The following is a 13,664-nucleotide window of genomic DNA, read 5'->3' on the forward strand; positions in this document are numbered from 1 at the left end:
ACGGTGCCGCGGCCGGGCGGCGGCACCGTGACCGGACACAGCGGCGGGCCCGTCAGTGCCGGGCGTGAGGGCAGCGAGGCGGCAGGGCGGAACTCGTCGGTGGCCGGGAGACGTTTCCCGAGGGCCGGTGGTCGTCCGGATGGCACACGTCACCCGCACGTACCGGCGCGTCACGGGAAGGCGTCACCTCATGGACCAGCCGACACATCACCCCCGCCCCACCACCGGCCCCGCCGTCACCACCCTGGCCGACCCCCTGGTCAACAAGGGCACCGCGTTCAGCCGTCGCGAACGCGTGGAACTGGGCATCGACGGACTGCTGCCACCCGCCGTGGAGACCCTGGACGAGCAGGTCGCCCGCGCCTACGAGGCGTTCCGCGGCTACGACAAACCCCTCAACCGGCACATCTACCTGCGGCAGCTCCAGGACACCAACGAGGTGCTCTTCTACCGTCTGGTCACCGAGTACCTGGAGGAGCTGCTGCCCGTCGTCTACACGCCGACGGTGGGCGAGGCCTGCCAGAAGTTCAGCGAGATCTACCGGCGGCCCCGCGGCCTGTTCCTGACCTGGGAGGACCGGCACCGCTTCCGGGACATCCTGCGCAACCGCCCGCACCGGGACCACGACGTGGACGTCATCGTCGTCACCGACGGCCAGCGCATCCTCGGCCTGGGCGACCAGGGCGTCGGCGGCATGGGCATCCCCATCGGCAAGCTGAGCCTGTACACGGCGATCGGCGGCATCCACCCGGCCCGCACGCTGCCGATCCTGCTGGACGTCGGCACCGACAACGAGGCCCTGCTCGACAATCCCCGCTACCTGGGCCGGCGCGACCGGCGGCTGACCGGCGCCGAGTACGACGAGATGATCGAGGCGTTCGTCTCGGCGGTCGAGGCGGAACTCCCCGGCACGCTGCTGCAGTGGGAGGACTTCGCCACCGCGCACGCCCATCCGATCCTCGCCCGCTACCGCGACCGGCTGCTCACCTTCAACGACGACATCCAGGGCACCGCTGCCGTCACACTCGGCGCCCTGTCCACCGCGGCGGACGTGGCCGGCACCCCGCTGCCCGAGCAGCGCGTGGTGATCCTGGGCGCGGGGTCGGCGGCGATCGGCGTCGCCGACATGATCCGTACGGCGATGGTCGACGAGGGCTTGTCGAAGGACGAGGCCACGGCGCGGTTCTGGGTCCTGGACGTCGACGGCCTGCTGGTCTCCTCGCGTTCCGAACTCACCCCACAGCAGCGGGAGTTCGCGCGCGACGACAGCGAGTTGGCGGACTGGGACGACACCGGTCTCGCCGAGGTGGTGCGCCGCGTGGAGCCGACGGCGCTCATCGGGCTGTCGACGGCGCACGGCGCGTTCACCGAGGAGATCGTGCGGCAGATGGCGGCGGCCTGCGAACGGCCCGTCGTCTTCCCGCTGTCCAACCCCACCTCGCACTCCGAGGCCGACCCGGCGGACCTCACCCGCTGGACCGAGGGGCGGGCGCTGATCGCCACGGGGTCGCCCTTCCCGCCGCTCACGGTCGACGGGCGCGAGGTGCCCGTGGCGCAGTCGAACAACGTGTACGTCTTCCCGGCCATGGGCCTCGCGGTGACCGCGAGCGGGGCCACCCGGGTCACGGACCGCATGCTCGTGGCAGCCGCCCGGGCCGTCGCACGGTGCGCGGTACGGGCGGCGGACGGCGAGGACCTCCCCGTGCCGCTGTTGCCGCCGTTGACCGGGATGCGGGAGTCCGCCCGCGAGATCGCCCTGGCCGCGGCCCTCGCCGCCGTCGAGGACGGGGTGGCCCCGCGGGCGACGGAGGAGGAACTGCGTGAGGCCGTCGCCCGGGCGCAGTGGACGCCCCGGTACGAGGGCCGGGTACCGGTCACACCGTAGAGGTCGATCGCCCGGTCGGCGTCCTGGGGGCGCAGTCCGCGCAGGAGGCCCTCCATTAGGTAGTGGTCGGCGTTGCACGAGCGACGCGGCACTGTGCACCCTGTGCGATGGTCGTCACCGTGAACATGGCGCACCGATAAGCTGATCATCATGGAGTACGAGGGGGCCGGAGGGCCGGTCGGAGTGGTGTGTCCGAGGTGTGGCGGCAGCCGGGTCCGGACGGTTGAGCAGGCGCGCGGCGGCAAGGGTGCGATGCGGGACGACTTGTTCGGCCGGCTGGCGCCGGGGCCGGACAAGCGCGGCGACGGATGCGTGCACATCGCGGAGGGCATGGTGCTGACCGGCATGGGCATCGCCTTCGCCTATGTCGGCGTGCACCAGGACAAGCCGCTGTACCTGGCCGGCGGGGCGGCGTTCGCTCTGCTCTGCTTCATCGGGACCATCGTGGTCGCGCGGAGCGACAGCCGGGAGAAGGCCGCGGCCGAGGCCGGCGCTCAGCGCGCCGAGCGCTTGTGGCGGCCCGCGCACCACTGCTCCGACTGCTCCTCGGTGTTCTGCCCGGGCGGCATTCCGTGGCAGGGCGCGCTCACCCCGGAGCAGTTCAAGAACCTGGTGTGGACCGAGGCCGGCTACGCCGACCAGCTCCCCACCGGCGACAAGGCCAGGGACGCGGTGATTCCCCCGGGCGTCCTGCAGCGACGGTGAGGCGCGAGGGGCGGCAGAGCCGCTCCCCGCACCTCCTCGCTCTCGCCCCTCACCCGACCCGGATACCCACGATGCACGTGTCGTCGTCGGTGTCCGACTTGCTGTAGGTCAACAGGCGGTCCAACTGCTGGTCGAGGGTGCTGGGTGCCGTACGGGCCGTGGTCAGCAGGTGGGTCAGGGACTCCTCCACGGGCCGGTCACGGCGTTCGACCAGGCCGTCCGTGTACATCAACAGGGTGTCCCCGGCTGCCAGTTGCAGCTCCGTCTCCTCATAAACGACCTCCGGGACGGCACCCAGCAGCAGTCCCTTGACCAGGGGCAGCGGGTCCGCTTCGGAATCCCGGACGAGGACGGGCGGGAGGTGTCCGGCCCGGGCCCAGCGCAGCGTCCGCGTGACCGGGTCGTACAGGCCGCACACCGCCGTCGCGGTGACGGCACCCGTCAGATGGTGCGCCACGATGTTGAGCCACGACAGCAACTGTCCCGGCCCGGCGCCGGTCACCGCCAGACCACGCAGCGCGTTGCGCAGGACCACCATGCTGGTGGCGGCCTTGATGCCGTGGCCGGCCACGTCCCCGACGCACAGCAGCACCTTCCGGGACGGCAGGACCACGGCGTCGTACCAGTCGCCGCCCACCAGCTGCTCGGTCTCCGCGGGCCGGTATCGGACGGCGACCTGGAGGCCGGACACCTGCAACGGCGCCTGAGTGGGGGGCATGATGGCGTGCTGCAGCTGCAGGGTCAGCCGGTTGCGTTCGGTGGCCTGCTGCTCGGTGTGCGCCAGCTGGTCGCGGGTGGCCGCGAGCGCCACCTCGGTCCAGTGCTGGGCCGAGATGTCCTGGCAGGCGCCGCGGACCAGGAGCAGCCGGTCGTCGGTGTCCAGCACCGGTTCGGCGACGATCCGGATGTGCCGGGTCACCCCGTCCGGCCGCTGCAGCCGGAAGGCGGCGGCGGCCGGACGCTGGTGGTGCAGCAGCGTGCGCAGGAAACGGCGGATGGACACACCGTCGTCCGGGTGCGCATGGGCCGGCAGCTCCTCCAGCGGCACCGGGATGCTCGTCTGCGGGCGCCCGTACAGGTCGAAGAGCTGCCCGTTCCAGGTGATCTCGCCGGTGAGGACGTTCTCCTCGAACCCGCCGATACGGCCCAGCCGTTGGGCGTGCTGGAGGAGGCTCGCCAGTCGCGCAGTCTCGTCCTCGATGCGCCAGATGAGCAGGACGGACATGCCATGGCGGCTGATGCTGATGTCCGCGACCGCCGAGAGCGGGACCTGGTCGACGAGGGCGGTGAGGTTCATGCGGCGGGCCCGGAAGGGCTCACCGGTGGCGTAGACCCGCTCGACGCGCTGGAACAACTCGCTGTCCCCGGCAGCCATCGGGTAGGCCTCCAGGAGCAGCGCGCCGTTCACGACCGCCCGTGGCCTGCCCGCCGGGTCCAGGAAGCGGTTGTTGGCGTGCTGGATGCGGAAGTCCACCAGGTGCCCGTCGCCGTCCAGATGGGGCACCAGCACGAGGGCGGGGTCGTACAGCCCGTCGGCCAGGTCCATCAGCTCGGCGGCGTCCGGCAGCACGCGCGGCTCCTGGGCAGCTCCCTGCGGCGGCGTGTACATCTCCAGGGTGTGGGCGCACAGTTCGGCCAGTGCCTCCAGCTGCCGGACGATCTGCGGGGGCTGCGGTGCCAACGGGGCCGGCCAGGCGACCTCCAGCACACCGTGGATACGGCCTCCGGTGCCGGCGGGCAGGGCGGCCCGGCCGCCGTCCGGATGGTGGTGCAGGCCGATGGTGGGCAGTCCGGTCGTGCCGAGGGTGGTGATCCACTGCCCCTCGCGCTCGATGAGCCCCCGTCGTGCCACGGTCACCACGTCCGGCGGGACGTAACGCCAGCGCTCCGCCTCGGCCGGCGAGAAGCCGGCGCTGCCCGCCAGGGTGAGCGAACCGTCGGCGCCCGCGGCCCAGATGGCCACGGCCACCGCACCGAGCGGGCGCAGCGCCTGCTCCAGCAGGGCGTCCGCCACGGCCTGGGCGTCGTCCGCCGCCAGTACGCCGCTCTCGGCCGCGCGCAGGCGCACGGCGGCCGACCCGGTCTCCACCTCGTCCGCGGCCCTGGTGGCGGCGAGGAAGGCGTCCGTCACCTCGGACATCCGGTCCCGGGCCGCCTGGTTGATGACGTCGACGGCGAATTCCAGGGGGGAGACCTGGGATTGCTCGGCCAACTGGGTGAGCTGTCGGGCGGCCTGGGCCGGACCGCACTGCAGCCGCTCGACCAGGACTCCCTTGGCGAGCTCGATGAGGGCACGCCCTTCGGCCTCCGCCTGAGCGGCCCGCACCTCCCGGCTGAGCCGTTCCACGGTGGCGGCGAGCCGGCCCACCGGAGAGGCGGGTGAGGGGTCCTCGACGTCGGCGGGCGGTTCGTCGCGGGACTCCGGCGGACCCTCGACGTCCCGTGCCGGCCCGCCGGGGATCGCGACCGCTCGGTCGGAGGACGTGGGCTCCCCGTCCGCGGCCGGGGTCGACGCGTCGGAGGTCACCGACGGCGGCGATGACTCCGGATCTGCGGCCGAGCCGCGCTCCGGCTCACCGCCCCGACCCGGCTCGCGCGGCTGCTCGGACATGCTCACGGTGTGGAAGCTCCTCGGCTGGAGTGCCCTGGGGCGCGGAACGACAGGCGCTGCGGGGCGCCCGGCCCGCCGGTGCGGGGGCCGGGCGCCGGTGTGCTCATGCGGGCAGCCAGCGGCGGACGCAGGCCATGAGGTCGCGCGTGTCGACGGGCTTGGTGACGTAGTCGCTGGCCCCCGAGGCGAGGCTCTTGTCCCGGTCCCCCGGCATCGCCTTCGCCGTGACGGCGATGATGGGCAGCGAGGAGTACTGCGGCATCCGGCGGATCTCGGCCGTCGCGGTGTAGCCGTCCATCTCGGGCATCATCACATCCATCAGCACGATGGCGACGTCCGGGTTGTTCATCAGTGTCTCGATGCCTCTGCGCCCGTTCTCCGCGTGCAGGACACGGAAGCCGTGCATCTCCAGGATCCCGCTCAGCGCGAAGAGGTTCCGCGCGTCGTCGTCGACGACGAGGACGGTACGGCCCGCCGTCGCGTCGTCGACGGAGGGCGGCGTCAGGTGCTGCGGCCCTTCGGTCCGCACGAGGGAGAGCACGTCCCCGGGTTCCTCGGCGGACAGGTGCAGGGCGATGCGCTCGCGCAGTTCGTCGAGGCTGGACAGCAATTCCAGCGCGCCGCCCTCGGAGCGGGAACGCAGCGTCTCGTCCAGGGGAACGTCCGCGGGGTGGCTGCTGTGGACCAGCACCGGAACGCTCGTCAGCGCCGAATCGCCCTCCAGGGCCTGGAGGAAGCGGGACGCCTCGTCGTCGGGCATGCCCAGCTCCAGGACGACGCAGTGGCACGGCTCGGACGCGAGGGCACCGGCCGCCTCCTGTGCGCCGACGGCGGTGATGATGTCGACCGCGGGACGCTGAGCGCCGTCGGCGCGGCCGTGCGTCAGGTCGGCGACCACGCTCTCCGCTACGAGGGTCAGCAGACCGCGCGAGCGCTCCTCCACGACGAGCAGACGCCGGGGCCGGGTGCCGGGCCCGATCTGGGGCACCGGCACCGAGCCGGCCAGTCCCTCCGCCACGGGCTCCGCCGAGATCCGCTCCAGGGGCCTGCCGGAGTGGAGCAGTTCCTCGAAGTCGGGGCGGGCCACGGGCAGGAACAGGGTGAACGTACTGCCCTGGCCGGGCGTGCTGTGCACCGAGACGGCGCCGCCGAGCAGTTGGGCGATCTCCCGCGTGATGGACAGGCCCAGGCCGGTGCCGCCGTACTTCCGGCTGGTCGTGCCGTCCGCCTGCTGGAAGGCGCCGAAGATCGTCTCCAGGTGCTGTTCCGGGATGCCGATGCCGGTGTCCTTGACCCGGAAGGCGACCACGGCGGCACCCCGCACCACGCCCTCGGGCACCTCGTCGTCCGAGGCGGGCTCGATGCTCAGTTCCACGCCGCCCTGCTCGGTGAACTTCACGGCGTTCGACAGGAGGTTGCGCAGCACCTGGCGCAGCCGGGAGTCGTCGGTGAGCACGTCGGCGGGCGCGCCGGGCGCGGTCGTCACCGTGAACTCCAGGCTCTTCTGCGTCGTCATCGGCCGGAAGGTGGCCTCGACGTACTCGATGAGCTGCCGCAGCGTCACCCGCTCGGGCGTGACGTCCATCTTCCCGGCCTCGACCTTCGACAGGTCGAGGATGTCGTTGATCAGCTGCAGCAGATCCGAACCGGCGGAGTGGATGATCTGCGCGTACTCGACCTGCTTGGGCGTGAGGTTGCGGGACGGGTTCTGTGCGAGCAACTGGGCGAGGATGAGCAGGCTGTTGAGCGGGGTGCGCAGTTCGTGGCTCATGTTGGCCAGGAACTCCGACTTGTACTTCGAGGCCAGCGACAGCTGCTGGGCACGGGTCTCCAGCTCCTGACGCGCCTGCTCGATCTGCAGGTTCTTCGCCTCGATGTCCCGGTTCTGCGCCACCAGCAGCGAGGCCTTCTCCTCCAGTTCCGCGTTGGAGCGCTGCAGTTCCTCCTGCTGCACCTGCAACTCGGTGGACCTGGCCTGGAGTTCGACGGTGAGGCGCTGCGACTCGACGAGCAGCTCGTCGGTGCGGGCGTTGGCCACGATGGTGTTGACGTTGACGCCGATGGTCTCCATCAGCTGCGCCAGGAAGTCCCGGTGGATCTGGGTGAAGCGGGTGACCGACGCCAGCTCGATGACGCCGAGCACCTGGCCCTCCACCACGATGGGCAGCAGCACCAGCGCGGACGGCACCACCTGGCCGAGGCCCGAGGAGATGGTGACGTAGCCGTCCGGCAGCTCCTCGACCATGATGGTGCGCCGACTGCGCGCCGCCTGTCCGACCAGGGTGCGGCCGAAGGCGATGCGGGAGGGGCGGCTGCTCTCCTCCGGGTAGCCGTAGGAGCCCACGAGCCGCAGTTCGGGCCCGGCGTCGCCGTCCTCGGCGAGGTAGAAGGCTCCGTACTGGGCCGACACCAGCGGGACCAGCTCGTCCATGATCAGCTCGGCGACCACGGGCAGGTCGCGGTGGCCCTGCATCAGGCTCGAGATCCTGGCGAGGTTCGTCTTGAGCCAGTCCTGCTCCTGGTTGGCCCGGGTGGTCTCGCGCAGGGACTCCACCATCGAGTTGATGTTGTCCTTGAGCTCGGCGACCTCGCCGGACGCCTCCACGTTGATCGACCGGGTCAGGTCGCCCTCGGCGACGGCGCTGGTGACCTCGGCGATGGCCCGCACCTGTCGGGTCAGGTTGCCCGCCAGTTCGTTCACGTTCTCCGTCAGGCGCTTCCAGGTGCCGGAGACGCCCTCGACCTCGGCCTGTCCGCCGAGGCGTCCTTCGGTGCCGACCTCGCGGGCGACTCGCGTGACCTCGTCGGCGAACGCCGACAGCTGGTCGACCATCGTGTTGATCGTCGTCTTGAGTTCGAGGATCTCGCCGCGGGCGTCCACGTCGATCTTCTTCGACAGGTCGCCCCGGGCCACCGCGGTCGTCACGAGCGCGATGTTGCGCACCTGGCCGGTGAGGTTGTTGGCCATCGAGTTGACGTTGTCGGTGAGGTCCTTCCAGGTGCCGGCGACGTTCGGCACGTGCGCCTGGCCCCCGAGGCGCCCCTCGGTGCCGACCTCGCGGGCGACACGCGTGACCTCGTCGGCGAACGCCGACAGCGTGTCGACCATCGTGTTGATGACCTCGGCCAGCGCCGCGACCTCGCCCGCGGCCTCCACGGTGATCCGCTGCGACAGGTCGCCGCGGGCCACGGCGGTGGCGACCTGGGCGATGGAGCGGACCTGGCCGGTCAGGTTCGACGCCATGACGTTGACGTTGTCGGTGAGGTCCTTCCAGGTCCCCGACACCCCGCGCACCTGGGCCTGGCCGCCGAGGCGCCCCTCGGTGCCGACCTCGCGGGCCACGCGCGTGACCTCGTCGGCGAACGCCGACAACTGATCCACCATCGTGTTGATGGTGCTCTTCAGCTCCAGGATCTCCCCGCGAGCGTCCACGGTGATCTTCTGCGACAGGTCGCCCTTGGCCACCGCCGTGGCCACCAGGGCGATGTTGCGGACCTGGCCGGTGAGGTTGCCCGCCATGAAGTTCACCGAGTCGGTGAGGTCGCGCCAGGTGCCCTTGACGCCCTTGACGTCCGCCTGGCCGCCGAGGCGCCCCTCGGTGCCGACCTCGCGGGCCACGCGCGTGACCTCGTCGGCGAACGCCGACAACTGGTCCACCATCGTGTTGATGGTGCTCTTCAGCTCCAGGATCTCCCCGCGAGCGTCCACGGTGATCTTCTGCGACAGGTCGCCCTCGGCGACCGCCGTGGTCACCTGGGCGATGGAGCGGACCTGGCTGGTGAGGTTGCCCGCCATGTGGTTCACGGAGTCGGTGAGGTCACGCCAGACGCCGGCCACGCCGGGCACCTGCGCCTGGCCCCCGAGCCGTCCCTCACTGCCGACCTCGCGGGCCACGCGCGTGACCTCGTCGGCGAACGCCGACAACTGGTCGACCATCGTGTTGACGGTCTCCTTCAGCTGAAGGATCTCGCCCCGGGCGGGCACGTCGATCTTCTGCGAGAGGTCGCCCTTGGCAACGGCCGTGGCCACCTGGGCGATGTCGCGGACCTGGGTGGTCAGGTTGCCCGCCATGGCGTTCACCGAGTCGGTGAGGTCGGCCCAGGTGCCCGAGACGCCCGGCACCTCCGCCTGCCCGCCGAGCGTGCCCTCGGTGCCGACCTCACGGGCCACCCGGGTGACTTCCGAGGTGAACACGGACAGCTGGTCGACCATGCCGTTGAAGACCGTGGCGATGTCGCCCATGAGGCCGTCCGCGTCGTCCGGCAGCCGGGTGCCGAAGTCCCCGTCGCGAACGGCCGTCAGGCCGGCCAGCAGCCTGCGCAACTCCTGGTCGCCCGGCACCGCGTCGACGACCCCAGTGCTGTCGCTGGTCATGCGCACCCTCGTTCCGCTCCCCAAGAGTCCTCGAAGCCGAGGACTCGGAACCCCCCGGACCGATGTGCGGCCCGGTTGTCGTGCAAGCGTGTTCCACGGTCACAGTTGTGTATGCGATGTGGAAATACGCCGCAGGTTAACCCACGTTTCAAGCCCTGAACAAAGCAGGAGCAACCATCCTCGGCCGAACTGCGTCAGCGAGCCTCGAACCCTTCGGCGGCGCGGGCAGGCCGACCGGGGAAGCGCCACGGAAGTGAGGCCGGCCGGCTCAGGAGACGGCGGCGGTGTCCACGGAGTCCCGGATCTCCAGGAGGGCGTCGACTCCGGTGATCTCGCAGAGCCGCCGCAGCTGCGCCGAGGGCGCCACGACCCGCAGGGTGCCCGCCTGGTGGGTGAGGATCAGCAGATTCAGCAGGGCCGAGTCGGCGAAAGTGATGCCGGAGGCGTCCAGGATCACCTTCGGATGCTTCCTGACCGCGACCGAGAGCGCGTCCGCCAATGGCGTGATCGAATCCATGTCGTAGGCGCCGCGGGCGATGACGACCCAGGCCCCCCGCCATTCGTACCGCAGCACCGCGGCCCCTTCCGAGGCAGGCACGGCGGGCTGTTCCGGCCGCGTCTCGGCGCCGGCGTCGCGCGTGAGCGCCGGCGCGCCGGCCTCGTCCCAGGGCATGGTCAGTCCTTCTGTGGATCCCCCGAGGGGAGCACGTCATATGTTGCATGAAAAGTATGTCACGTATCTACGTTCCGGCAACGGGCTCCTCTAAAATGCTGCGCATGGTCGGAGTGCCCGAGTCCCACAGCGGATGGACGTTCATCACCAGCCACGCGCGCGTACTGGCAGTCATTGCCGACAACCCGAACGTCCGCATCCGCGACATCGCTGCCCGCTGCCGTCTGACGGAACGTGCCGTCTCGCGGATCATCGCCGATCTGGAGCAGGACGGTTATCTCTCCCACACCCGGGACGGGCGCACGAACATCTACCGCATCGAACCGGACAAGGTGCTGCGCCACCCGGCCGAAGCGGGCCTGCCCGTGGCCTCCCTGCTCTCCCTGCTCCTGCAGGACGAGTCCGCCCGAGTCGGGAAGCCCGTCGCCCGCTAACCGCCCTGCCGGGCTCCGGGATCGCGCTCGATCACCGGCTCACACGTTCGGGGCCCGGGCGAAGCGCGAAGCCCCCGGCAACGCAGGTTGTGACGGCCCGGCACAGTCCCCGGCCGGCAGCACCGTGAGTAAGGCGGCGGCAACCGTCCTGCCCGCGCCCCGGGCCCCGGCAGCGCTCGACTGCACGTCACTTGGAACGATCAAGAGCCGGACAGGACACGGCACTTGAACCGGATCGGGAGGCGCCCGGCGCGTGGAGCGCCGGGCGCCCGCCGGTAAGGGGGGCGTGCGCGCGTCGAAACGGCCCCGGGGCGCGTCGAGGCGGCCACCGGCCCGGCGCGCAGTGCCGCGGCCGGGCCGTGCGCGCGGTCGCCGCCGGCCCCCTCGCGTCCCTCACCTCGGGATGCGGGAAGACGGCGGGCGGATCCTCACCCGGTGACGAAGGTCGTCACGCTCTGAGCGGGAAGCTGACCGGTGAAGGAGCCGTTCGACACGGTGATCCTGTTCTGGGCCGCGAGATTCCTGCCGGCGTCCGTCAGCCAGGACGACACACCGGACGAGGTGTTGTTCTGCAGGACGAACTGCTGGCTCACACCGGAGGTTCCCTTGTTGACGGCGACGATGACCAGCCGGGAACCGCTCCCCTTGTACGCCGAGACGAAGACGTTGGGCGCGGGATTCGGCGTCACCGCGATGCGCACGTGCCCCGGTCGGACGAACTTGGAGAAGTGCGCCATGCCGGCACCGCGCTTGCTGATCCGGCCGTCCTCCCGCATGGGTCCGTAGCCGCGCCGGATGTACCACCACACGTAGGCCTGGAACTCGGCGTCCACCATCGCGCGGTGGACGTGCTCCGCCACGCCGAGTGCCTGGGGCCAGAGATCGGCCGAGTCGCTGCTGTTGGGGTAGTAGACCTCCGTCATCCACAGTTCCTTGCCCCCTCCCTTCTGCTTGAAGAGGGGGTAGGGGAAGTTCTGGAACGGTGTGCCGTAGAGGTGGGCCCCGAGGATGTCCACGTTGGCGAGTGCTCTGGCGTCGTTGAGGATCGGGTCCGAGAAGCTCTTCACATACTGGAAGGACTCGGGGGCGATGACCTTGGTGCTGATCGAGCCGGCGTTCTCCCGCAGGAACCTGGTCATCTCGCCCGGGGTCCACCACGTCCAGTCGTGAGCGTAGTCGGGCTCGTTCTGCACGGAGATGGCGTACAGGTTCACTCCGTTGTTCCGCATGAAGCCGACGAAGTCGTTCAGGTGCTGTGCGTAGGCGCCGTACATGGTGGACCGGAGCCGCTTCGCGTTGGTCTGCTGGCCGTGGACGAACGTCTCGACCATGTTCGCGGGCGGGTTCCAGGGCGATGCGAAGACGGTCGCCCCGAGTTCGATCGCACGCTTGGCGGTGGCGACTTCGCGGTTCCAGTTGGCCCGGTCCTCCGAGACGAAGATTCTCAGCACCGAGAAGCCGAGCTGCCCTTCGCCGTTGCCGAAGGCCGTGTCCCTCTGAGCGGGTGTCAGGTCGCCGATCCACAGGGGGTGGTTCATGCCGCCGAATCCCCGGATCGTCTGCCGCGTCGCCGACGGGTCGACGGTCACCGCGGCCGCGACGGACGGGGTGCGAGGTGCCCCGACGGCCGGTGTCGCGGCCGCGAGGACGGGCAGCGCGCCCATCGTCGCCAGAAGGGCACGACGACCTGGAGATTCGGGCCCTGTGGTGCTGGATCCCTTGCGGTGTAACGGCATGGTTCCTCCTTCACAGAGGGGCGTCGCTCGTCCGGGCGTCTGCTCTGTTCGCCCGGACGGGGCGTGGGAGCGCTCCCGCCGCAGCGAAAGTTTCGGGAGATCGACCGATCGGGAGCGGTGTAGGGAACGTAGGTGCGCGCTCTTGCATCGTCAAGACTTCCGCTCTTGCATCGTCAAGACTTCGGGGAACCGGTTGTACGCAGGCCGCGCGGGCTCCTCGGGCTCGGCCGCTGCGTGTCCGCAGTCACCGGAGGTCCGAGGCCGGACCCGTGCTCAGCCGCGCCGTACCGCACCGAGTTGGGCCCGGTGCAGGCCGGGGGCCGTGAACCGCTGCGCCACCGTGCGCAGGACACGGGCCATCGCCTGGGCGGGTGGAGTGGCGGGGCGGGCCGTGGCGCGGGCGAGCAGGATGCGGCGGGTGGGAGCCGGTACGTCGGAGGCGAAGGGCAGGAGACGTACGTCGCTGCGCCGGCTGGTGAGGGCCAGGCGGGGGGCGAGCGCGATGCCGAGCCCGGCGGCGACCATGGCCTGCGCCTCCTGGTAGTCGTGCGAGGAGTAGGCGATGTGCGGCTCGAAGCCCGCCTGGCGGCAGCTCCGGCGCAGGACGTCGGCGACGGGGTGGTTGTCGGCGCGGATGATCCACTCCTGGTCGGCGAGGTCACCGAGGCGCACGGAGGGACGGTTGCGAAGGGGTGAGTCGGCGGGGACGACCAGCACCGTGGGGTCGTCCAGGAGGTGGGTGAGGGAGAGCGCCGGATCGTCGAGGCGGTTCCACTCGTAGTCCCAGAGCAGCCCCTGCTCCACCTCCCCGGTGTGCAGCATCTCGCGGAGCTCGGCGAGGACCCCGGCGCGTACCTCGATGCGGATGCCGGTGTGACGACGCCGGAAGCGGGTGAGAGCGAGCGGCAGCAGGGACGCGCTGGCCGTGGGGAAGGAACCCAGCCGCAAAGTGCCCTGGTCGAGGGCCGTGAAGGAGTCCAGGTCGGCTTGCGCCGCGCGCAGTTCACGGCGGATCGCCTGACCGCGCCCGGCCAGCGCGGCACCCGCCGGGGTGGGGCGGATCCCGCGTGGCAGCCGCTCGATCAGGGGCTGTCCGGCCTCCTGCTCCAGCAGGGACATCTGCTGGGAGGCGGCGGACGTGGTCATGCCCAGGGCTTCCGCCGCGGCGGTGAGGGACCCGCGTTCGGTGGCCTCGGTGAGCAGCAGCAGTCGGCGCACGTTCAGCATGCCTGCGACTTTAGCTGA

Annotated in this window: 8 protein-coding genes; 3 read left to right on the forward strand and 5 right to left on the reverse strand. The window is 71.0% G+C overall.

The features are described from left to right. The first annotated feature begins 190 nt into the window (after window positions 1-190). Window positions 191-1,885 (forward strand): NAD-dependent malic enzyme, encoded by a 1,695-nt coding sequence (locus ACFCXS_RS19265; protein WP_376644537.1) that lies wholly within the window; start codon window positions 191-193, stop codon window positions 1,883-1,885. 252 nt (window positions 1,886-2,137) lie between these two features. Further along, entirely contained in the window at window positions 2,138-2,590 is a 453-nt protein-coding gene (locus tag ACFCXS_RS19270; RefSeq protein ID WP_376644538.1) for a hypothetical protein, read from the forward strand. Between the two features lie 49 nt (window positions 2,591-2,639). Here ACFCXS_RS19270 and ACFCXS_RS19275 read toward each other — a convergent pair whose 3' ends face one another. From ACFCXS_RS19275 to ACFCXS_RS19285, 3 genes are all read right to left on the reverse strand, one after another. After that, complete coding sequence (locus ACFCXS_RS19275) at window positions 2,640-5,201, reverse strand: SpoIIE family protein phosphatase (RefSeq protein WP_376644631.1); 2,562 nt, start codon at window positions 5,199-5,201, stop codon at window positions 2,640-2,642. Between the two features lie 103 nt (window positions 5,202-5,304). Continuing rightward, window positions 5,305-9,576 (reverse strand): HAMP domain-containing protein, encoded by a 4,272-nt coding sequence (locus ACFCXS_RS19280; protein ID WP_376644539.1) that lies wholly within the window; start codon window positions 9,574-9,576, stop codon window positions 5,305-5,307. Window positions 9,577-9,844: 268 nt separating this feature from the next. Next, window positions 9,845-10,249: an STAS domain-containing protein gene (locus ACFCXS_RS19285; RefSeq protein WP_376644540.1), complete on the reverse strand. Its 405-nt coding sequence runs from the start codon at window positions 10,247-10,249 to the stop codon at window positions 9,845-9,847. A 104-nt stretch (window positions 10,250-10,353) separates the two neighbouring features. Between ACFCXS_RS19285 and ACFCXS_RS19290 the strand changes: the two genes are divergently transcribed. Further along, window positions 10,354-10,683 carry a helix-turn-helix transcriptional regulator gene (locus ACFCXS_RS19290; RefSeq protein WP_376644541.1) on the forward strand — a complete coding sequence of 110 codons (330 nt, stop codon included), beginning with the start codon at window positions 10,354-10,356 and terminating at the stop codon, window positions 10,681-10,683. 428 nt (window positions 10,684-11,111) lie between these two features. Here ACFCXS_RS19290 and ACFCXS_RS19295 read toward each other — a convergent pair whose 3' ends face one another. Then, window positions 11,112-12,419, reverse strand: a complete 1,308-nt coding sequence (locus tag ACFCXS_RS19295; protein WP_376644542.1) for a glucuronoxylanase — start codon at window positions 12,417-12,419, stop codon at window positions 11,112-11,114. Between the two features lie 273 nt (window positions 12,420-12,692). Next, the gene (locus ACFCXS_RS19300) at window positions 12,693-13,646 is read right to left on the reverse strand and encodes a LysR family transcriptional regulator (RefSeq protein WP_376644543.1); all 954 of its coding nucleotides are present in this window, start codon (window positions 13,644-13,646) and stop codon (window positions 12,693-12,695) included. Between the last annotated feature and the right edge of the window lie 18 nt (window positions 13,647-13,664).

This window comes from Streptomyces sp. NPDC056373, assembly GCF_042262425.1.
Classification (GTDB): domain Bacteria; phylum Actinomycetota; class Actinomycetes; order Streptomycetales; family Streptomycetaceae; genus Streptomyces.

Bases quoted from the DNA above. Each gene is read 5' to 3' on its own strand.
- ACFCXS_RS19265 (WP_376644537.1), top strand. From the start codon at position 191: ATGGACCAGCCGACACATCACCCCCGCCCCACCACCGGCCCCGCCGTC.
- ACFCXS_RS19270 (WP_376644538.1), top strand. From the start codon at position 2,138: ATGCGGGACGACTTGTTCGGCCGGCTGGCGCCGGGGCCGGACAAGCGC.
- ACFCXS_RS19275 (WP_376644631.1), bottom strand. From the start codon at position 5,201: ATGTCCGAGCAGCCGCGCGAGCCGGGTCGGGGCGGTGAGCCGGAGCGC.
- ACFCXS_RS19280 (WP_376644539.1), bottom strand. From the start codon at position 9,576: ATGACCAGCGACAGCACTGGGGTCGTCGACGCGGTGCCGGGCGACCAG.
- ACFCXS_RS19285 (WP_376644540.1), bottom strand. From the start codon at position 10,249: ATGCCCTGGGACGAGGCCGGCGCGCCGGCGCTCACGCGCGACGCCGGC.
- ACFCXS_RS19290 (WP_376644541.1), top strand. From the start codon at position 10,354: ATGGTCGGAGTGCCCGAGTCCCACAGCGGATGGACGTTCATCACCAGC.
- ACFCXS_RS19295 (WP_376644542.1), bottom strand. From the start codon at position 12,419: ATGCCGTTACACCGCAAGGGATCCAGCACCACAGGGCCCGAATCTCCA.
- ACFCXS_RS19300 (WP_376644543.1), bottom strand. From the start codon at position 13,646: ATGCTGAACGTGCGCCGACTGCTGCTGCTCACCGAGGCCACCGAACGC.